This window comes from Actinoplanes sp. NPDC049802, assembly GCF_040656595.1.
Taxonomy (GTDB): Bacteria; Actinomycetota; Actinomycetes; order Mycobacteriales; family Micromonosporaceae; genus Actinoplanes.
Genome location: NZ_JBFAMR010000060.1, coordinates 9078 through 29684 on the forward strand (window position 1 = coordinate 9078; position 20607 = coordinate 29684).

A 20607-nucleotide genomic window follows, 5' to 3' on the forward strand; every position below is an offset into this window, starting at 1 on the left:
CCTTCGAGCCCGGGTCAAGCGAGCGTTCCGCACGCCGGAGGGATGCCTTCGAGCCCGGGTCAAGCGAGCGTTCCGCACGCCGGAGGGATGCCTTCGAGCCCGGGTCAAGCGAGCGTTCCGCACGCCGGAGGGATGCCTTCGGTTCCGGGACAAGCGAGCGTTCCGCATGCTGGAGGGATGCCTTCGGTTCCGGGACAAGCGAGCGTTCCGCATGCTGGAGGTATGTCTTCGTCTTCGGGTCAAGCGAACGTCCCGCGTGCTGGAGCCGGTCCGTCCGCTCCCGATGAGGCCGGCTCCCGTGCCGCAGCCGCGCCCTCGACGCCGGGTCCGGCGGGCGTTCCGCGGACCGGAGAGGGCTCGTCGGCGACCGGCCAGGGGCTTGCGGCCGAACCGTCCGCCGGTCCCGGCCGGGCTGCGGTGCCTCAAACGCAGTCGCCCGACCCGGCCGGCCCCTCCGGGCCGAGCTCCGGGTCCGCGCCCTCGGGCGGCGTGCCGGCTCCGTCGGCCGGCCCGGCCGTGTCCAGCCCCCCGCGCGCCCAGGAGCTTGCCGGTATGCCCGGCACGCCGGGAAAGCCCGGTATGCCATTGAACCCCGGTCCGGCCACTGCCCCGCCCGTCCCACCGGCCGTCTCGATGACCGACCTCACCGCTTTCATGCCCAGCGCCTCTTCGGGCGGAGATCCCTCCTCGCCCGCACCCGGACAGGGACCGGCCCCACAGATTCCGACGGCGGGCCGGGCCCGGTCCCCACAGCCCGACACCGCGCCCACCGCCGGACAGCCCTCGCCGAGTGTGCCGTCCTCGCCACCCGTGCAGGCCGAAGGCCGGCCAGACCAGTCCGCCCAGGCGACCACACCTGGGCAGGCGCAGGAATCACCGGCCGGGCCCATGAGCGTGCCGCAGTCGTCCTCGGGTGGGCAGTCGGGTGCCGTGCAGTCGTCCTCGGGTGGGCGGTCGGGTGCCGTGCAGTCGTCCCCGGGTGGGCAGTCGGGTATCGCGCAGTCGTCCCCGGGTGGGCAGTCGGGGGAGCCCGGGCGGGTCAGCGGGCAGCAATTGTCGTCGGACGGGCTGCCGGGTGCTGTACAACCGGGTCAGCTCGAGCGGGCCGGCGGGCCGGCATCCGAGGTGAGACCGGCCGGATCGATGGCGCCGAACTTCTTCGCCGGACCTCGACCGGGTCGGGCGAATGCGCCTTCATCGTCAGAGTCCGTCGCGTCTGTGCCTGGGGGCGGTTCGGACGCCCCGGCGCAGGGTGGGCGGGTGCCTGCCGCGCCGTCGGCGGAATACCCGCCGAGTGGGCCCGGACCGATCGGGAACTGGCCGGGCAACCGTCCCGACCAGGTCGCGAGTGAGGCGGGCCAGACGTCGGCGCAGCAGGGTCATGGTGCTTCTGTTCCGGGCCAGGCGTCGGCCGAGCCGGCCCAGGCCCCGTCCCAGCCCGGCCGAGCACCGGCTCAGCCTGGTCGGGCTTCGGTTTCACAGGGTGATGGTGCTGGGCAGCCTGGTCGGGCTTCGGTTCCGCAGAGCGGTGGGGCTGGTCAGTCGGGCAACGCCACCGTTCGGCCGGGGGGCGGTGCCACCCAGGGCGGTCGGGATCCGGTTCAGCCGGGTGAGGGCGCGGCCCGGCCGGGTGGGGACGCGGCTCAGAGTGGCCGTGCCCCGGTCCGCCACGGCGAAGGGGCGCCTGGGCTGGAGGGTGCCGCTCAATCCGGGGAGGCGACCGTTCGCGGGGCGTGGGCCGCCGGGCCGCCCGCGCACGGTGCGGCGCCGGTACGGGCTTCGGATGCTGCGCGAACCGCCGACATGCACCGCGGCGGCGCCCCGAACCGGCCGATTGATCTCGGGCAGGCCGGAGGGGTTCGGCGTCCCTCCGATCTGGGCCAGGTAGCCGGTTCCGGCCGTCAGGGCGGTGTTCCGGGAGAATACGGGCATCCAGCCGGGCCGGGACAGTCGGGAAACCCGCATCAGCACGGCGAGCCGGGTCAGGTCGGCGGTCAGGGCCGTGCGGCTGTGGACCGGTCTGCCGGGCCGGGCCGCTTCGCAGCCGGTCAGAGTGTCGCGCCGGGCCGCCCGGGAGACGGCCAGGGCATGGACCCGGACAAGACCGCCGATTTCGGGCGGGCCGTGGATCCCGGGAGGGCTGCCGATTCCGGGCGAGGCATGGACCCGGACGAGACCGCTCATTTTGGGCGGTCTGTGGATTCCGGGAGGGTTGCCGATTCCGGGCGAGGCATGGACCCGGACGAGACCGCTCATTTTGGGCGGTCCGTGAATCCCGGAAGGACCGCCGATTTCGGGCGGGCCATGGACCAGGGGAGAACGGCCGACTTCGGGACGGGCTCCGGGCGGGCCAGCGCCTCCGGCCCGGGGACGGGTGCCGACCCCGGGCGGACCGCCGACCCCGCGCGGACCGCCGACCCCGGGCGGACCGCGAACCTGGGACCCATCGTGGATCCCGGTAAGACCGCGAATCTGGGACCGGCCGTGGACCCGGGCCGAACGGATCCGGATCGGACCGCGAGCTTCGGGATGCCCGCCGGTGGGTTCGCGCCCAGAGACGGCGGAGCGACCGGCTTCACGCCGCCGGAGACCAGGAGCGGCAGAGCGGAGACGGGCGGGCCCGGACGCGGCAGGGCGGAGCCGGTCGGGCCCTGGGGCGACGGAGCGGATCCGGTCGGGCCCTGGGGCGACGGAGCGGAGCCGGTCGGGCCCTGGGGCGGCGGAGCGGAGCCCGGCGGCACCTGGGGTGGAAGAACGGACACGAACAGGCCCTGGTCCGGCACGCCGAAGCACGGCCGGCCGGACAGCGCAAGCCCGGGGGATCCGGGTGGCTTCGGGCGGGCGGCGGTGCCGTCGCACCCCGCCCCGGGGGGTACTTATGGAGCGCGAGCCGCGCATCAGCCCGGAACGGGCGTCGCGGCCGGGACCGGCGACGGCGTCGCTCCGGGCGAGGTGGTCACCCGAAAATCCCGTACGAAATTGGTGTCTGGTCTTGTGGTCCTGACGCTGTTGGCGGGTGCGGCGGCAGTGGGCTTGGTGGTGCGGCCCGGGCCGGTCGACGAATGGCTCGGCGCCGAACCGGCTGCCACGCCCACGACGGCGGCCGCCACACCGGAGCCGACGCCGACGCCGGTGTTGATGGCGGCCGAGTCGGACGGCGCGGCCCCGGACCCGGTGGCGGTCAAGGCCGCGCTGGATCCGCTGGTGAACGCGGCGGCGCTGGGTTCCACCGTGCATGTTCAGGTGGTGGACGCGGCGACCGGGACGCTGCTGTACGAGCGCAACGCCGACAAGATGACCACGCCCGCCTCGACGACGAAGGTGCTGACCGCGGCGACCGTGCTGGCCGCGCGGGGCCCGGCGCACCGGCTGGAGACGCGGGTGGTGGCCGGTGACGAACCCGGCGAGGTGGTGATCATCGGCGGTGGGGACGCGACGCTGGCGGTCGAGAAGGACGACAAGGATCTCTTCCCGGGCGCGGCCCGTCTGGACGACCTGGCGGCGCAGGTGAAGAAGGCGCTGGGTGGCACGAAGCCGACCCGGGTGCTGGTGGACACCTCGCTGTTCACCGGGCCGGAGACGGCGGTCGGCTGGGACACGGGGGACATCTCGGCCGGGCAGGTGGCCCGGATCCAGTCGCTGATGACCAACGCCGGCCGGGTGGAGCCGGTGCACAACGAGTACGGCGGGGATCCCCGGCATTCGGATCCGGCGCTGGCGACGGGAAAGCTGTTCGCCAAGATGATCGGCGTCCCGACGTCGGCGGTGGCGAAGGGCGAGGCGCCGGAGTCGGCCGCCGTCGACCCGTCGCCGTCGGCGGGTGCCGCGGCGACTGTCGCGCCCGGTGACGAGCTGGGCAAGGTGGAGTCGCCGCCGATGGTGCAGATCGTCGACTGGATGCTGCAGCAGAGCGACAACGTGCTGGCCGAGGTGCTGGGCCGGCAGGTGGCGCTGGCGGCCGGCGGGGAGCCGAGCTTCAAGGGCGCCGCGACGGCGATGAAGGACCGGTTGACCGAGCTGGGTCTGCCGGCCGAGCTGGCCGTCCTCAACGACGCGAGTGGCCTGTCGAACCGTAACGCCATCGCCCCCGAGCTGCTGGTCAAGACGCTGGCGCTGGCGGCCGGCGACGATCAGCCGGCGCTCAGCAACATCTTCAACGGGCTGCCGGTGGCCGGCTGGTCGGGCACGCTGGAGACACGGTTCGCCACGCCGCGCGCCAACGAGACGGCGCAGGGCATCGTCCGGGCCAAGACGGGGTCGCTGAGTGGGGTGAACACGCTGGCCGGGGTGCTGGTCACCCGGGAGCGGCAGGTGCTGGTCTTCGCGATCATGGCGAAGGGCGGGGCGAACGCGATCACCGCGCGGGCCGCGCTGGACAAGGTGGCCGCCCGGTTGGTGGCCTGCGGCTGCTGATCCGGGGTTTCACCTGAGTGTGGTCTGGTACCGCGCGGGTACGGTGGGCTGCATGGCGCAGTTCGTTGACTGGGATCTGGCCGCCGCGACCGCGGGCGCGCTGTCGAAGACCGGCCCCGCGGTGTCGTTCGAGGAGGCCACCCAGGTGGTGTCCGAGCTGCGGGCGCTGACCGAAGAGGCGGCCGTGCACGTCGCGGCGTATACCGGGTTGGTGGCGCAGACCGATGTGCCACCGGTCCGTGTGGTGGACCGGCGGGACTGGGCGAAGGTGAACATCGCCGGCCTGCAGCGGGTCATCGGCCCGCTGGTGAGCCGTCTCTCCGGGGACAAAGAGCCGAGCCCGCTGGCCGAGGCGATCGGCTCGCGGGTGACCGGTGTCCAGGCCGGCACGGTGCTGGCGTATCTGTCCGGCCGTGTCCTGGGGCAGTATGAAGTGTTCTCCGGCGAGCCCGGCCAGTTGCTGCTCAACGCGCCGAACATCGTCGAGGTGGAGCGCAAGATCGACGCCGACCCGCGGGATTTCCGGCTCTGGGTCTGCCTGCACGAGGTCACCCACCGCACCCAGTTCACCGCGGTGCCGTGGATGCGGGGTTACTTCCTCGGCGAGGTGCAGGCGTTCGTCGACGCCTCGCAGGGTGGCGAGCACATTCTGGAGCGGCTGCGCCGGGGCGTGGCGACGCTGTCCGAGGCGCTGCGCGACGAGGAGAGCCGGGTCTCGATGCTGGACATCGTGCAGACGCCCGCCCAGCGGGCCGTGCTGGACCGGCTGACCGCGCTGATGACGCTGCTGGAGGGGCACGCCGAGTTCGTCATGGACGGTGTCGGCCCCGAGGTGATCCCGTCGGTCGAGTCGATCCGGGCCAAGTTCAACCGCCGCCGCGAGGCCGGCAATCCGCTGGAGAAGGCGATCCGCCGGGTGCTCGGCATCGAGGTCAAGATGCGGCAGTACGCGGAGGGCCGCAAGTTCGTGCACGGGGTCGTCGAGCAGGTCGGCATGGACGGCTTCAACCGGATCTTCGAGTCCCCGCTCACCCTGCCCCGCCTGGAGGAGCTCGGCGACCCGGACGCCTGGGTCGCCCGGGTGCACGGCTGACATGGCCCGGATTCCGCCGCCGGTGGCGGCCGTCCGGACGGCTGTGCGCCGGGGGCTGGCCGATCTGCCGACCGGCGCGCTGGTCCTGGTGGCCTGCTCGGGCGGGGCGGATTCGCTGGCGCTGGCGGCGGCGGCCAAGTTCGTGGGTCATCGGGTGGGTCTGGTCACCGTCGATCACGGGCTGCAGGAGGGCTCCGACCGGCGGGCCCGGTCGGTGGCCGCCTGGGCGCGGGACGCCGGCTTCGATCCGGTGCGGATCGCCACGGTGTCGGTGGCCGGCCTGCCGGGCGGCCCGGAGGCGGCCGCCCGTACGGCCCGGTATGAGGCGCTGACCGCCACCGCCGCCGAGTCGGGTGCGGCCGCCGTGCTGCTCGGTCACACCCGTGACGACCAGGCGGAGACGGTGCTGCTGGCGCTGGCCCGGGGTGCCGGTCCGCGTGGACTGTCCGGGATGCCCGGCCGGCGGGGGGTCTTCCGGCGGCCGCTGCTGGACGTGGCCCGGGCGCAGACGCGGAAGGCCTGCGCCGCTCTGGGCCTGGCACCGTGGGAGGACCCGCACAACACCGATCCGGCGTACGCCCGGTCCCGGGTGCGTTCCTCGGTGCTGCCGGTGCTGATCGACACGCTCGGCCCGGGGGTGCTGGGCAATCTGGCGCGGACCGCGTCGCTGATGGCGGCGGACAACGAGGCGCTGGACGAGCTGGCTTCCGGCTCGCTGGCCGAAGCGCGTTCCGAGGCCGGCCTGTCGGTGACGGCGCTGCGCGGCATGCCGGCCGCGATCCGGGGACGGGTGCTGCACCGTTGGGCGCGGGAGCTGGGGGCGCCGGGCGGGGCTCTGGCGTACGGGCACGTGGTCGCCCTGGATGCCCTCGTGACCGACTGGCACGGTCAGGGAGTGGTGCATCTGCCCGCCGGAATAGGTGTGGCTCGCCACATGGACGACCTCGTACGGGTGGTTCCGTCCCATATCAAGTGAGGCGTCCCGCTCGGAAGGTGGCCCCGTTCGCTGATCGGTAACCTCCATACGGCAGGCTTAGGTTCATGGCTGATGGCTCTTGGTACGACGCCGACATCGACCACGTGATCATCTCGGAGCAACAGATCCGGGACAAGATCGACGAACTTGCCAAGCAGGTGTCGGTGGACCACGTCGACGCCGCTGACGGCATCCTGCTGGTCTGCGTGCTGAAGGGCGCGGTCATGTTCATGGCCGATTTCGCTCGCGCGCTGGGGAAGCACGGGCCCTCGACCGAGATGGAGTTCATGGCCGTCTCGTCGTATGGGCAGGGCACGACCTCTTCGGGCGTGGTGCGCATCCTCAAGGACCTGGACCGGGACATCGCCGGCCGGCACGTGCTCGTCGTCGAGGACATCGTGGACTCCGGTCTGACCCTCTCCTGGCTCATGAAGTACCTGGAGTCGCGGCAGCCGGCGAGTGTCGAGGTGGTGGCCCTTTTCCGTAAGCCGGACGCGGTCAAGGTGCAGGTTCCGGTGCGGTATGTGGGCTTCGACATCCCCAACGAGTTCGTGGTGGGGTATGGGTTGGACTTCGCCGAGCGGTACCGGGAACTCCCGTACGTCGGTGTTCTCAGGCCCGAGGTGTACGCCCGTAGCTGAACCGCTTTCTCAGCGTGTTCTCAGTATTCGTGGTTATGGCCGGTTTTGCACCTAAACCGTTCGTGCTTACCCGTGGGTACCGGAGGTTCGCCCTACTGCCTCACGGGTTCGTCAACGGCACCTACGGTGTACGGTCGAGTGACCAATGGCGTAGTCGTCACAAACGCCGGAGGGGCCGCTGAACACGCGGCGACGTTGAGGTGACCAGGACGCCGATCAGGAGGGTCCGGGCGCTTGGCGCCCGACAACAGTATGGAACGTACGCGTTTCTTCCGCCGCCCGGTGGTCTGGATCATTCTGGTGATCATCGGCGTAGTCGCGCTGAGCTCATTCTTCACCAGTGGTCCGAACTACCAGAGGGTAGATACATCGGTCGCGCTCGAGCGTCTCAACCAGCCCGGAATCAAGAAGGTCGTCCAGAAGGACAAGGAGCAGACGCTCCAGATCGATCTTGAGAAGGCCGAGACGTTCAACAACAAGTCGACCGAGAAGATCGAGACCCAGTATCCGTACGAGCTCACCGACGAGATCTGGAACCAGGTCGACCAGGCGAAGGATCAGAACCGGATCTCCGGCACGATCAACGCCACGGTCTCCGGTGACAACATTCTCCTGAGCATTCTGATCAACCTGCTGCCGATCGCGATCCTCGTGGTCCTTCTGCTGCTGTTCATGTCGCAGATGCAGGGCGGCGGCTCGCGGGTGCTCAACTTCGGCAAGTCCAAGGCGAAGATGATCACCAAGGACACGCCGAAGACCACGTTCGCCGACGTGGCCGGCGCCGACGAGGCGGTCGAGGAACTCCAGGAGATCAAGGACTTCCTCCAGAACCCGACGAAGTACCAGGCCCTCGGCGCCAAGATCCCCAAGGGCGTGCTGCTCTTCGGCTCCCCGGGTACCGGTAAGACGCTGCTGGCCCGTGCCGTCGCCGGCGAGGCCGGGGTGCCGTTCTACTCCATCTCCGGCTCCGACTTCGTGGAGATGTTCGTCGGTGTCGGCGCCAGCCGGGTCCGCGACCTCTTCGAGCAGGCCAAGTCGAATGCTCCGGCGATCGTCTTCGTCGACGAGATCGACGCCGTCGGCCGGCACCGCGGCGCCGGCATGGGCGGCGGCCACGACGAGCGCGAGCAGACCCTCAACCAGCTGCTCGTCGAGATGGACGGCTTCGACACCAAGGGCGGCGTGATCCTGATCGCGGCCACCAACCGGCCCGACATCCTCGACCCGGCACTGCTGCGCCCGGGCCGTTTCGACCGGCAGATCCCGGTCGACAACCCCGACATGGAGGGCCGCAAGGCGATCCTGCGGGTGCACGCCAAGGGCAAGCCGTTCACGCCCGACGTCGACCTCGACTCGGTGGCCCGCCGCACGCCCGGCTTCTCCGGCGCCGACCTGGCCAACGTGATCAACGAGGCCGCCCTGCTGACCGCCCGGCACGAGAAGCGGGCGATCGGCAACGACTACCTCGAAGAGGCGATCGACCGGGTCATCGCCGGCCCCGAGCGCCGCACCCGGGCGATGAGCGACAAGGAAAAGAAGATCACCGCGTACCACGAGGGTGGACACGCGCTGGTCGCCTATGCTCTGCCGCACTCCGCCCCGGTGCACAAGGTGACGATCCTGCCGCGTGGCCGCTCGCTGGGTCACACGCTGGTCCTGCCGACCGAGGACAAGTACACCCAGACCCGCGCCGAGATGATCGACACCCTGGCGTATGCGCTGGGTGGCCGGGCCGCCGAGGAACTCGTCTTCCACGAGCCCACCACCGGCGCCGGCAACGACATCGAGAAGGCCACCAACCTGGCCAAGGCCATGGTCACCCAGTACGGCATGAGTTCCAAACTGGGCGCCGTCAAGTACGGCACGACCGGCGACGAGCCGTTCATGGGCCGCAGCATGGGCCACGACAAGGCGTACTCGGACTCGGTCGCCGCCGACATCGACGCCGAGGTCCGGGCACTGATCGAGCTGGCCCACGACGAGGCCTGGGAGATCCTTGTCGAGTACCGCGACGTGCTCGACAACATGGTGCTCGAGTTGATGGAGAAGGAGACCATCACTCAGGAGGACATGAACCGGATCTGTGCCCGTGTGGCGAAGCGCCCGCCGATGTCGCCGTTCAACGGCTTCGGCAAGCGACTGCCCTCCGAGGCGCCGCCGGTGCTCACCCCCGCCGAGCGGGAGAAGCTGAAGGCTCAGGCCGAAGCCGACGGGCAGATCGCGGTCGGACCGGCCCCGAACGCGAACGGTGCGGAAGGCAGCAACTAGTGAGTCTTTTTCAATCTGGCATCGAACCTGAGGGTGCCGGGCCGTTGGCGAGCGCCGGTGACAGCGGGCCTCGCCACATTGAAGAAGGTTCCACCAGTCCGCACGACGAGCTCGACTACCTCGCCGCCCGCCTGGTCGACGGCAAGCTCACCGGCACCCCGGTCGAGCAGGCCGTCGACCTCGGGCGGATTGAGAAAGCGGTCCGGGAGATCCTCATCGCCGTCGGTGAGGACCCGGACCGTGACGGTCTCCAGCGCACCCCGGCCCGGGTCGCCCGGGCCTACGCCGAGCTGTTCGCCGGCCTCCGGGTGGACCCGGCCAAGGTGCTCACCACCAGCTTCGAGGCGGACCACGAGGAACTCGTCCTGGTCCGCGACATCGAGGTGCAGAGCATGTGCGAGCACCACCTGCTGCCGTTCAAGGGCGTGGCGCACATCGGCTACATCCCCGGCACCCACGGGCGCATCACCGGCCTGTCGAAACTGGCCCGCCTCGTCGAGGTGTTCGCCCGCCGGCCACAGGTGCAGGAGCGGCTCACCTCCCAGATCGCCGACCTGCTGATGGCACAGCTCGGAGCCCGCGGCGCGATAGTCGTCCTCGAGTGCGAGCACCTCTGCATGGAGATGCGCGGCATCCGCAAAGCCGGGGCCCGCACCGTCACGTCGGCGGTGCGCGGCGCCTTCCAGACCGACGGCAAGGTGCGGGCCGAAGCGATGGCCCTGATCAACGCTAGATGACGTTGCGGTACTGATCGGCCGAGTCGATCGCCGCGTGGGTGAGCTGAACCGCCTCGTCCAGACGGGTCCGGGCCTGCTCGAAATGAGCGATCGCGGCCGCCACCGCCGGATGGAACGATCCCAGGGCCGTCATCCGCATCCGGGCCAGAGCCTCATCCAACTGGTCGGCCGCGGCCTGAATGCCGGCCGATGCCCGACGGGCACCGTCCACCGTGGCCGCGACGTTGACCTTGACTTCCTCGACGTTCGCCATGCCCTAATTGAACAACGCTTCCAGCCCTTTGCCCGCACAGGTCAACAGCACCGGCGTCAGGCAGACGACCAACCCGGCCACCGGCGTGCGATCCACCTTCGCCTCCGCGCCGCCGTAGACGAACCCGATCGTCGCGAACCCCAACCCGAACGCCAGCAGCGGCATGCTCAGCCCGCACAGCAGCGCGTAGGCCGACGACGAACCCGGCGGGGTCACCAGGAACAGCAGCACCTGCACGATCAGCACAGCGACCGCGAACGGCCCGTAGATCAGCAGGTTGCGCGCCCACGGCCGCGCCGGACCGGCCGGAACCGGCCCGATGAAGGCATGATCCGCGGCGTCCGCAGTGGCTCGCGCCTCCCGCAGCGCGTTCAGCACGGCGGGCGGCCCACCAGCCACCCTCTCCATCGCCACCGCCTGCTCTGAGGGCTGAGGCATCAGATCACTCTCCGGTACGCGGAAGTCGCGCGCCAGACGAGCCCGTTGCGGCGCCAACCGTGCCCGCACAGACGTCAGCTCCTGCCGTGCGGCCGCCACCGTCGCGGCATGCTCGCCCGCCGACGAACTGGCCGCCCGGCGCAGCGCGTCCAACTCCCGGGCCGCCTGCAGATAATCCGTCCACGGCCCCGGCTCCGGCGGGCCCCCCTGCATCGGGATCAATCCGTGCTGCTCCGCCTGCTCGGTCACGGCGCGTCACTCTCCGGCGCTACGAAGGGGACCACGGTCACCGTACGGTCGGCGTGCCGGTCATGCAGCAGCGCCCGGTTCTCCCGAGGGTGCCAGTCCACCGGACGGCCCAGCATCAGCGACACATCCGACTGCGGAACATTCAGGAACAGCAGCCCGGCCACATCCTCCCGGCCCATGCTGCCGCCCGTCTCCTCACTGAACCGCCGCACCCCGCGCCACCAGGACAACAGATGTGCCCCACGGCTCGGGCCCTCCCGTAACAGCTGCCGCAAACCGGTCAGGCCGCCCGGCGGAGCGGCGTCCAGCCCGAACACCACCCGGTAGCCCGGCTGCTCCGGATCCAGCGCGGCGGCCAGACCGGCGGCGTCCACCACGGACACCTCCTGCCGGTGCCCGATCTCGGCGGCCAACTCGGCGGCCGGCCCGTCACCCTCGGCCACCAGCGAGGCGATCACGAACCGGGCCGTCCGCGGCGCGTGACAGGCGGCCAGACTCCGGGCCGCCGCGTCCAGCACCTCCGCGCCCGCCGTCGACGACCCCAGAATCGCCAGATGCCGGCCCGGCGAGGAGTCCAGCGGGAACGTGGCCGTCGACAACGCCACGTCGATCACCCGGCCGACCAGCGCGGCCGGGCGCGTCACCCGGCCCGCCAGCGCCGCCCGGAACGTCGGGTCGTCGGCCAGATGCTGCCGCGCGTAACCCGCGAACACCCGCGGCGGCTGCGCCTGAAGATCGCGGGCCCCCCACAACCGGTGCCGTAGATCGCTCAACAGCGTCTGATCGGCGTGCGGGTCCGGGAAACGAACCACCCGCTCGTGCCCCCGCGTCGCGCCGCGCGGCCCGCCCAGGCCGCCCGCCGTGTTCACCACGGCACTGCCCATCGGCAGCCCGGCCGCCGCGTCGTTGGTCGGCTCCAGCACGTCACCACCGCCCGGCAACGCGATCCGCACCGGGAACTGACCGAAGATCGAATCCCGTTTCGCATACAGCGCCTCGACACCCAGCACCGTCTGGCTCGCCAGCACCAGATGTATCCCGTACGACCGGCCCTTGCGTGCCAGCGACTCGAGCAGCGCCACCGCCTCGGCCGCCATCGGATCGTTTCCGGCCAGCAGCACCTGGAATTCGTCGATCACGCACAGCACCCGGGGCAGCGAACCGCCCCGGCCCTCCTCGGCGGCGACCGCCCGCAGATCGGCGAACCGCGACACCCCCGCCCGCTTGTACGCCAGCGAGCGGCGGCCCATCTCGGCGTCCAGCTCCCGCAGAACCGCCAGACCGTACTCCCGGTCCGACTCGACACCCACGGCACGGGCGTGCGGCAGCCACGTCCGGTCCCGCTGGGTCGGGACGAACTCGGCGAACGAGACGCCCTCCTTGAAGTCGAGCAGGTACAGCGCCAGCTCGGCGGGGCTGTACCGGGCGCCCAGGCCGTACAGCACGTTGATCAGGAAAGCCGTCTTGCCAGCGCCGGACCGGCCGCCCAGCATCCAGTGCGGGGTCAGGTCGTTGAACCGCAGCACCAGCGGCACGTCACCGTGATGGCCCACCACGGTCTCCACACCGGCCGCCGCGTCCTGCGACCACAACTCCTCGTCCGGCAGCAGATCGGAGAGGGTCACCCGGGACGCCTCCACCGAATCGGCGGCCAGCTCCCGGCAGACCGCGTCGATCAGGCGCGGAGGCGGATCCTCGTCCAGGAACACCGGGGCGTTCAACCACATCGCCTCCGGCACCGAACCGAACGTCCCACCCGGCGGATCGCCCACGATCGCATACGGGTTACGCACCGAGATCGCCGTCGTCCGCGGCAACGGCGCCTGCGTGGTCTCCGTCGTCAGCGGAGGCGGCGGCCAGCCGGCCACGATCAGATGCAGACCCGAATCCGGGCCCTGCTGAGCCAGCGCCGCGATCCGCCGCAACTCCTCGCCCTCGGTCAGCTCCGGCAGACTCGCGATCACCACGAGCAGGCTGCGATCCCGCCGCCCCCGCCGGCCGCCGGCCCGGACCGGGCGCAGCCACTTCTCCGCCTCCGACAGCACATCCCGCAAACCCTGCCGATCGGTCGCCGGCGGCGACATCAGCCCCGCGTCGGACAGCTCCTCGAACGGTGCGAACACCGCGCCACCACCGGCGCCGTCCACCGCCCGGACCAGCAGGGAACCCGGCGGTGCGGCCGCCAGCAGACGCAACAACAGCGAGCGCAGCAGGCCGAACACCCGCGGATCGGTGGCCGTCGCGTCGACCGTCAGATGACCCGTGCCCAGCAACGGCACCACTGCCGGAAACCGCACGTCCTCCAACGGCTGAGCCAGCCCCACCCGGACGAACCGCGGCATGCCGTCACCACCCAGCGGCGCCACCGGGGACAACGCGTCCAACGTCGAACCCAGCCAGCCCGGCGCCAACCGCGCCGCCGCCGCCCGCAACCGGTCAGACAGACGATGCTGCTCGCGAGGGTCGGCGTCAGCCGGGGCGAACGCCTCCAACGCGACGGCGGCCGCGTCCGCCGTCGCCACAGCCTGCCGGTGCAGAGCAGCGGCCTGCCGGACCCGCAGAGTCGAATCAGCCACTGCCGTCACCTCCTGTCCGCGTCATAAAACCTATCCCAGACCCGCCCGGTCACCGCGTTGCGTCCCCGGTGCGAACTTTCGTGCCGGACCGGTCCTGATCAGTCCATTCAGGACCGCGGGACGAACGGATCGTGTCTGTTTGAACCCGAAGCGTGCAACAGCGGTATCCGCACCCAGAGGATTCGCGCGGGAAGACAACGATGGGAGGCCGCGGTGGACCACACGCAGGGGCACGGTGAGCACGCCCAATCCACCCACACGGCGGAATTCTCCGACACCGCCGACTACATCGCGTCCACCGGAAGCGGCGCCGACGGCCTCGTCCGGATCGAACTCGACGGCAACGGACGGCTCTGGGACGTCGTCCTCGACCCCCAGATCACCGAACTCACCGTCGACGACCTGCGGACCGCACTCTTCGACGCCATCACCGAAGCGCAAGCCGGCCTCGTGGCCGAGCACCGGACCGATTACGAGAACGCGGTCGCCGACGTCAACACCACGGCGGAACGCCGCTTCGCCGAGATCTCCGCGGCCCTCCACGGCCTCACTGCCAGGGCGGTCACGAGATGAGCGTACGGATGAGACTCGACCCGGAAGCGGTGGCGTCGTCCGGCCGTGCCCTGGCCGGCATAGCCCAGCGGATGGCCGACGACGTCGCCGTCCTGGAGACCACCGTCAACGGCCCCGGCAACCCGTGGGGCGGCGACGAGAGCGGCAGCGTCTTCGCCCTCGCGTACCAGGCCGTCCTCGGGCACGCCCTGCAAGCCCTCGGCTCCCACGTCGAGCAGATGGGCGAAGCCGCGCTCACCCTCACCGAACAGGCCCGCGCCGTCGCCGCCACCGACGCCACGGCCGGGGCGGAACTGAGGGCCGGCTCATGACCATCGAACTGCCCCCGGAACTCACCGAGCCGCTCGAATGGCTCGGCCTCAGCTGGCCGGAAGCCGACGAGGACCGCCTCTACGCCGACGGCATGGCCTGGATCGAACACGGCACCCGGCTGCGCCTGCACGCCACCGACGCCGACGTCGCCGCCCGCCGGGTCTGGCTGGAGAACGAAGGCGCCACCGTCGAAGCCTTCGAACAGTGGTGGAACGGTGACGACGGCCCCGGCCGGCACTTGACCGACGCGGCCACCGCCGTCGAACTGATCGGCGCCGGCCTGATCGCCATGTCCGGCGTCACCGTCGCCCTCAAAACCGCCTACCTGGCCCAGCTGACCCTGCTCGCCTTCCAGGTCGGCCAGGCCATCGCCACCGCCACCGTCTCGGCCGGCGCCACCCTCGCCGAGATCCCGATCTTCGTGGCCGCCAGCCGCATCGCCTGCCGGCAGCTCATCCACAAAGCACTCCAGGTCGTCGAAGGCGAGATCGCCCAATCCTTCACCCAGGCCGCCGCACTCCTCCGCACCGCCGGCACCAAGGCCGCCGCCCAGCACGCCGGCCAACTCGCCAAGCACTTCGGACAGAACTCCGAATTCCACCGCCTCATGCGCGAGGTCGAACGAGCCGACGTACGCAGCCCCGTCGACGGCGCCAACTTCTACTCCGGCAAGGACACCGCCGGAACCCCCATGCGGGTGTACGCCGAAAAGCACACCGACGGCGTCTCCTCGGTGACGCTGGAACAGACCTCCGGTGGCGGGCGCTTCGACGACATGATGCTCTTCGAAACCGGCTCGCCGATTCGGGTAGAACACGCCAAGGACGTCTGGTCGCGGCTCTCCGAACGCTACGCCGAAGACGCCCGGGGCGAAGTCACCGCCTGGTCGCACAGCCCACGAGCCGAAGGTATCTGGAACACGGTGGAACGTCCGGCCTTGGAACGGAACCCGGCAGTGACGAGTATTAGGGTCATCGACCCCGATGCATGACGGTGGAGGCGGGATGGGTGTTCACGACATCGCCAGTCAGGCGGCACGAACCGATACCGGCGTGATCGTCCGCAACGTCGACCGGGAGACCATGCGCGCCGACTACCGGGGACGCAGCATGATCTTGCCGGTGGATCGCGGGGTCGGAAGCGACGGCGTCTACCTTCCGAGGGCGCCGGTCTGGGACGACGGTGAGCCGATCGATCCGGAGGACCTCGCCGTCATCAAGGACGCCGTGGTGGAGATCCTGCGGCACTGGGGTGCCGAGACCGAGTTCATCACCCTGCCGGGCTGGAAGCCGTAGGCGCTCTGTGAACGAACTACTGTCTTATGTATGCAACCCAGGGAACCGGGAGCCGGTCCAGCCGAGGGCGACGTCGCGGTGACGTCTCCGGAACGGCCTCGTGGCCGCTTGCAGAGCCGCCGGGCGCGCCTGTGGCTGGCGCTGGGCGGCGGCATCATGGCTCTCCTCTGCCTGGGCGGTGTCGGGGTCGTCTTCGTCCTCTTCAACGACGCCACCGAAATCAACCGCAGCGAGCCGGACATCGTCGCTGATGCCTTCCTGATCGCCTACCTAGTGAATAGAGATGATCAGCAGGCAGTGCTCTACACCTGTGACAGCCCTGATCTGCAAGCTATCAAGGGCCTTCGCGACGAGATCGTGCGGCGAGAGGCCGAGTTCAAGGTCAGCGTCTCGGTCAGTTGGGGCGCACTCTACCGAGCACCTACCGGCCAGGGGCAGGAGGACGTGAGCACTCAGCTGACGATATCCAGCGCGGCCAACGGCAAAATGAACAGCAGCAGGAACGAGGACTGGGTCCTCAAGCTGCAGGAGCAGAGTGGGTCCTGGCGCGTCTGCGGAGCAGCGGAAGCGGCGTAACGCTACTCGACCCAGATCAGGTGCGCCGGGACCTCCAGCGTGCGGGGAATCTTGCCGCTCCAGCCCCACCGGTACCAGTCGAGTTCCTGAGCCACCCGCACGGTGACCGTCCCGTCGTCGCTCACATGGGTCTCGGTGACGGCCCGCAGGTCTCGGCGTTCCTCGCCGTCCTCCAGGACCTGGGTGACTCGGCGCCCGGTCAGCGAATCCGTGTCGACCGCCGCGACCGGCGGCCGTCGTGGCGGCTCATCGAGTGAGACGAGCTGATTCACCTTGGCTCCGGCGACGCTGGTGCCGGCGAATCCCAACTCCTCGACCCAGACCCGTTCGACCGGGACCAACGCGGCGAACACTTCGGTCTGCTCCGCCTCGGCCCTATACCACTCGGCCTCCGGCATCACCGGAACGTAGGTTCGGCTGCCCTGTATCACCTTCTCGTCGGCCCGGAGATCGCCGCGCCAGCCGTGCCCGGGCAATCCGACGAGCACCCGCCGACCCCGCAACTCACCGGCCATGGTGGCGGGAGTCGGCACTATCGGACGAGGAGACTCCAGCGCCCCGTCCCGGGGCCCGCCGAACGGGTCGGGCATCGATCCGCCACTCATCCCTGGTTCCCCAACGGTGCGCCCTGCTGCTGCATGAACTGAACCGGATCCACCGCGCCGGCGCTGGACCGGTCATTGTTCAGATGGACCTCGAAGTGCAGGTGGGGACCGGACGAGTTGCCGCTGCTACCGACCCGGCCGATCACCTCTCCGGCCGTGACCTGCTGGTTCTCCCGCACGAACGGCCGTTGCACCAGGTGACAGTAGCGCGTCATGACGTTACCCGCATGGATGATCTCGACCATCCAGCCGCATCCGCCCTTACCGGGGTAGCCGTCCACATTGCAGGTCTTCCGGCCGCGGAAGTCCTCGTCGCATTTGACGAGCGAGACCACCCCGCTGGCCGCGGCTTGAATCGGTTTGTACTTTTCCACGCTGAGGTCGACACCCTGGTGGGTGGGCCGTGACGGGCTGCGGAAGGCGGACCCGACCGGGGCCTTGAGCGGGATGGTCCATCCGGAGGCCGCGATCTGCCCGGCCGCCGCGCACTCCAGCGCGGCCTGGTTCCCCACCGCGTTGGCGGCTCCATCGGCCAGCATGTTGACGATCTGGGTGGCCAGCGGCTCATGCTTCGCGTAGGCGTCCGGGTAGGCGCTGATCTGCACCGCCTGCGCGGCCTCGGTCAGCGCCATGCCCTCCCAGCCCTCGATCGTCTTGAGCTTCTCGTAGAACTTCGTGCTGGCGTAGACCGGATCCTGGATCTGCTGCGGTGTTCCCCACCCGGTGCTCGGACGCTGCTGGAAGAGTCCGAGGGAGTCGTGGTCGTTGCGCGATCCGAGGTGCCCGAGATTGCTCAGCCGGGACTCCTGCATGGCGGTCGCCACCGCGATCACCCAGGCACGTGGGGGGAGTTGCATGTCCGCGCCGACGTTGATGATGATCGCGGCGTTGCGGATCTGTGCGGCGCCGTAGGGCCGGATTCGCGGCAGCTTGGAGTCCGGGTCGACCGCGCCGCCCTTCCCGCAACCCAGGGAGGCATTGAGGAACCGGTCGTTGTCGTTGCTGGTGAGCCCGTTCAGCAGCAGAACCGTGATGCTGCCACCACAGCACAGCAGCGCGAGCGTGACGACCAGGGCGACTACGAGGACTGCCTTACGGGGACGGAACCTCACGCCGGTTCCCAGTCGATACCGTCGACGAGCCAGTAGCCCTCCGGTGCGACCAGGCGGAGGCCGAGCTTGCCGGAATCCATCGTCACGGTCGCGTTGACCATGCTCTCGTTGACCGCCACGAGTGTTGGCCGTCCGATCACCCGATCAGCCGGAACGCTGGCAGGGTCGACGCCGCGCAGCTTGTCCGCGAGGGCCGTGGTCGAGTTCGGCTGGAGGCGGTTGATCCACTTCTTGGCGGTGATGTTCTGGTGGTTCACCCAGGCTGAGGCGAATGCGTAAGCGACGGCCTCCGGCTGTGCCCGCCCCGGGCTGGTCTTCGGTGTGGGCGGCGGATCAGGCGAGACGACGCTGTCGTTGTCGGATGGGTCGATGCTGATCGCCGGTGCCGCACTGCCGTTCCCGAGCGGAGGGGATGCTTCCCCATCGGAGAACAGCCGGCCGATACCCACGACCGCCAGGACGATGACGACGATGACGATGGCGACACCCCAACGGGATCGGAAGATCCCGTTGAGGCCACGCTCAATCAACCGAGGCATCGTTCACCTGGCCTCGGAACGCACCCGCGGGCTAGCCGGTTCCTGGCTGGTCGAGCCGGTCTCAGGTCGGTAGATCGCGTAGGACGTGGGCCGCTCGGTTATATCGGGCTCGGTCCAGTCGGCGTTGGCGCGGGTACGAGTACGGGCGGGCCGGGGCTGCGGCGCGGGCGCCTCGGCCGGGCCGTCGTCACGCACCGACTCGTTGCCATCCGGACGGCTGGGGGCAATGGCAGGAACGATTTCGGCTCTCTCGTTACGCGACGAGTGCGCCGGATCCTCCAACCGCGCCTCCGGCCGGAGGCTTCGCTGCTCAGTGCCGAGGCGGCTCTTGCCGAACGTCGGCTCCCGCGTTCCGCCGCCCTCGGCGACTTCGAGCTTGGCGGCTTCCCGCATGTCACGGAAGAACCGCCGATGCCACGAACCGGCCGATGCGATGGCAGCAGTGCCGTCCTTCCCGCCGAGTTGTGTGACTCGTCGGTACGGCCGCAGAAGCAACCAGCCGACGACCCCGCAAAGCCAGACCAGGACGACCTGCAGCCAGCCAGGAAGACTCGCGGTATTCATGATCAGGTCGACCGCGAAGAGGTAGATGGCCGCGCCAGTGCCGAAGATCGCGATGTTGAACAGAGCGGCCACTACGGCGTTGCCGAGGCGACGGATACCACTGCTCGCCGGCTGCAGGAGACCGATGGTTCCCAGGATCGGCGCGGCGATGACCGCCCAGCGGAAGACGAGGAAACCGAGGAGCACCAGAAGCGATGCGGTCAGGTCGAACATGGCGAACATGATCGCGGCGAGAACAGCGATGAAACCGGCACCGATCCGGTCCATTCCGTTGATGCCCTGGAGGTACTGGTATGCCTCCGGGTCTTCTGCCTTGATCTGTTCAGCGACCTTCTGCCACTGAGTGCTCTTCTGCTTGAGCAGAGCATCCCGAGTCTGGGGATTCTCGCGGAGCTTCTCTGCCTCCTGCCACGAGATCGACTTGGCGTCGTATAGCGCGAGTCCGTATTTCTTGGCGGTCTCGCTGTCGGCCGATCCGAGAAGTCCGCGCAGATAGTTCCGATAGAGGATGGTCTCCGTGGCGGTGTCGCTGGCACGGACTGCCGGGGCTCGGTCGTCCTCACAGGCGCCGGGCGTCGGATCATCACACTGCCCGGGAGGGACCTCGTGGGCGCGGGGCCCCACAGCGTCGTGGACGACGTTCAGGCTTGTGATCAAGCTCTGGTCCGCGATGTTCGCGGACTTGACCGGCCAGGCCGCGATCGCCGTTACGACGACCATGATGAGGATGGCCCAGCCTGCCGTGGTTGTCGCGGCCCCCAACTCGGCCTGCCGTGACCGCCAGAGCAGGTAGAGACCGACCACAGCGAGGGTGACCACACCGAAGACCGTGAACACCTTCTCGTAGACCGCTCGAGTGGCCTGTTCGACCAACGGGTCGGCCCAACCCCAGAGGGATTGCGGGTCCCACGCGCGCTCCCTGAGCGCGTTGGAGGCGCCGATGATAGCCGTGGCGATCATGAACTCGCCGTTGGCGATCGTGGTTTCGATCTTGAAATCCGGGTCGACTAACGTCGAGGCGCAGCCGCTATCCAGATCGTAGGTTGTGTAGTTGTATCCGGCATATCCATATTTGCTGTATAGGCCCTCGAAGCCGAGTCCATCTGATGACTCGGGACGTTCCGCGAACCATCCAGCCAAGCCGGAGTCCGGCGTGTTGGGAGTAGGAGCCTTGAGGCACTGGGCGCGGGCGCTGCCGACCTCAGCCAGACGGCTCACACAGCCTTGAATGTTCTGCTGCCACTCCTCGACGCTGCAGGCGCCGCCTGGGGCCTTGGCCGGCGGCGGGGCCGCCACCGCACTGGACGGCGCGGCGACCGCCCAAGCGATCGACGCCACCACCAGGACCAACAAGGTAGTGAGGAACGCCAGCCCCCGCCGCACCATC

At 69.9% G+C, this 20607-nt stretch carries 19 protein-coding genes; 11 read left to right on the top strand and 8 right to left on the bottom strand.

Going from position 1 to position 20607, the window contains the following annotated elements; genetic code table 11:
• Positions 1-1476 precede the first annotated feature (1476 nt).
• Positions 1477-2184 (bottom strand): hypothetical protein, encoded by a 708-nt coding sequence (locus tag AB0I88_RS30875; RefSeq protein ID WP_361032490.1) that lies wholly within the window; start codon positions 2182-2184, stop codon positions 1477-1479.
• 798 nt (positions 2185-2982) lie between these two features.
• On the opposite strand from AB0I88_RS30875, the gene dacB reads away from it, so the two are divergent.
• The 6 genes from dacB to folE all read left to right on the top strand — a co-directional run bounded on the left by dacB (position 2983) and on the right by folE (position 10128).
• Positions 2983-4413 (top strand): D-alanyl-D-alanine carboxypeptidase/D-alanyl-D-alanine-endopeptidase, encoded by a 1431-nt coding sequence (dacB, locus tag AB0I88_RS30880; RefSeq protein WP_361032493.1) that lies wholly within the window; start codon positions 2983-2985, stop codon positions 4411-4413.
• A gap of 52 nt (positions 4414-4465) precedes the next feature.
• On the top strand, positions 4466-5506 hold the full coding sequence (locus AB0I88_RS30885) for a zinc-dependent metalloprotease (protein ID WP_361032496.1): 1041 nt from the start codon (positions 4466-4468) through the stop codon (positions 5504-5506).
• 1 nt (position 5507) lies between these two features.
• Positions 5508-6482: a tRNA lysidine(34) synthetase TilS gene (gene tilS / locus AB0I88_RS30890; protein ID WP_361032499.1), complete on the top strand. Its 975-nt coding sequence runs from the start codon at positions 5508-5510 to the stop codon at positions 6480-6482.
• A gap of 65 nt (positions 6483-6547) precedes the next feature.
• Positions 6548-7123 carry a hypoxanthine phosphoribosyltransferase gene (gene hpt, locus AB0I88_RS30895; protein ID WP_361032502.1) on the top strand — a complete coding sequence of 192 codons (576 nt, stop codon included), beginning with the start codon at positions 6548-6550 and terminating at the stop codon, positions 7121-7123.
• 252 nt (positions 7124-7375) lie between these two features.
• Complete coding sequence (gene ftsH / locus AB0I88_RS30900) at positions 7376-9391, top strand: ATP-dependent zinc metalloprotease FtsH (protein WP_361032505.1); 2016 nt, start codon at positions 7376-7378, stop codon at positions 9389-9391.
• Positions 9392-9468: 77 nt separating this feature from the next.
• Complete coding sequence (folE, locus tag AB0I88_RS30905; RefSeq protein WP_361032599.1) at positions 9469-10128, top strand: GTP cyclohydrolase I FolE; 660 nt, start codon at positions 9469-9471, stop codon at positions 10126-10128.
• Here the strand turns inward: folE and AB0I88_RS30910 are convergent.
• The 3 genes from AB0I88_RS30910 to AB0I88_RS30920 are packed head-to-tail and all read right to left on the bottom strand — an operon-like array spanning position 10121 to position 13653.
• Positions 10121-10381: a hypothetical protein gene (locus tag AB0I88_RS30910; protein ID WP_361032508.1), complete on the bottom strand. Its 261-nt coding sequence runs from the start codon at positions 10379-10381 to the stop codon at positions 10121-10123. The two genes, folE and AB0I88_RS30910, sit on opposite strands and share 8 nt — an antisense overlap.
• Before the next feature lie 3 nt (positions 10382-10384).
• Positions 10385-11068 carry a hypothetical protein gene (locus AB0I88_RS30915; protein WP_361032511.1) on the bottom strand — a complete coding sequence of 228 codons (684 nt, stop codon included), beginning with the start codon at positions 11066-11068 and terminating at the stop codon, positions 10385-10387.
• On the bottom strand, positions 11065-13653 hold the full coding sequence (locus AB0I88_RS30920) for an FtsK/SpoIIIE domain-containing protein (RefSeq protein WP_361032514.1): 2589 nt from the start codon (positions 13651-13653) through the stop codon (positions 11065-11067). The genes AB0I88_RS30915 and AB0I88_RS30920 overlap by 4 nt, the downstream gene beginning before the upstream one ends.
• 204 nt (positions 13654-13857) lie before the next feature.
• Here AB0I88_RS30920 and AB0I88_RS30925 point away from each other — a divergent pair, with 204 nt between their 5' ends.
• Genes AB0I88_RS30925 through AB0I88_RS30945 form a run of 5 tightly spaced genes read left to right on the top strand, consistent with a single transcriptional unit; the run spans position 13858 to position 16400 of the window.
• Positions 13858-14217, top strand: a complete 360-nt coding sequence (locus tag AB0I88_RS30925; RefSeq protein WP_361032517.1) for a hypothetical protein — start codon at positions 13858-13860, stop codon at positions 14215-14217.
• Between the two features lie 8 nt (positions 14218-14225).
• Complete coding sequence (locus AB0I88_RS30930; protein WP_361032520.1) at positions 14226-14528, top strand: hypothetical protein; 303 nt, start codon at positions 14226-14228, stop codon at positions 14526-14528.
• Positions 14525-15520, top strand: coding sequence for a hypothetical protein (locus AB0I88_RS30935; protein WP_361032523.1), 996 nt, complete (start codon positions 14525-14527; stop codon positions 15518-15520). Before AB0I88_RS30930 ends, AB0I88_RS30935 begins: the two co-directional genes overlap by 4 nt.
• Before the next feature lie 13 nt (positions 15521-15533).
• Positions 15534-15824: a hypothetical protein gene (locus AB0I88_RS30940; RefSeq protein ID WP_361032526.1), complete on the top strand. Its 291-nt coding sequence runs from the start codon at positions 15534-15536 to the stop codon at positions 15822-15824.
• Between the two features lie 30 nt (positions 15825-15854).
• Positions 15855-16400, top strand: coding sequence for a hypothetical protein (locus tag AB0I88_RS30945; protein WP_361032529.1), 546 nt, complete (start codon positions 15855-15857; stop codon positions 16398-16400).
• Between the two features lie 2 nt (positions 16401-16402).
• Here the strand turns inward: AB0I88_RS30945 and AB0I88_RS30950 are convergent, their stop codons facing one another.
• From AB0I88_RS30950 to AB0I88_RS30965, 4 genes are read right to left on the bottom strand one after another with little or no spacing between them, the layout of a single operon-like run.
• Positions 16403-17005: a hypothetical protein gene (locus tag AB0I88_RS30950; protein WP_361032532.1), complete on the bottom strand. Its 603-nt coding sequence runs from the start codon at positions 17003-17005 to the stop codon at positions 16403-16405.
• Positions 17002-18117, bottom strand: a complete 1116-nt coding sequence (locus AB0I88_RS30955) for a M23 family metallopeptidase (protein ID WP_361032535.1) — start codon at positions 18115-18117, stop codon at positions 17002-17004. The genes AB0I88_RS30950 and AB0I88_RS30955 overlap by 4 nt, the downstream gene beginning before the upstream one ends.
• On the bottom strand, positions 18114-18656 hold the full coding sequence (locus AB0I88_RS30960) for a hypothetical protein (protein ID WP_361032538.1): 543 nt from the start codon (positions 18654-18656) through the stop codon (positions 18114-18116). Before AB0I88_RS30960 ends, AB0I88_RS30955 begins: the two co-directional genes overlap by 4 nt.
• A 3-nt stretch (positions 18657-18659) precedes the next feature.
• Entirely contained in the window at positions 18660-20606 is a 1947-nt protein-coding gene (locus tag AB0I88_RS30965; protein ID WP_361032541.1) for an MFS transporter, read from the bottom strand.
• Position 20607 lies beyond the last annotated feature (1 nt).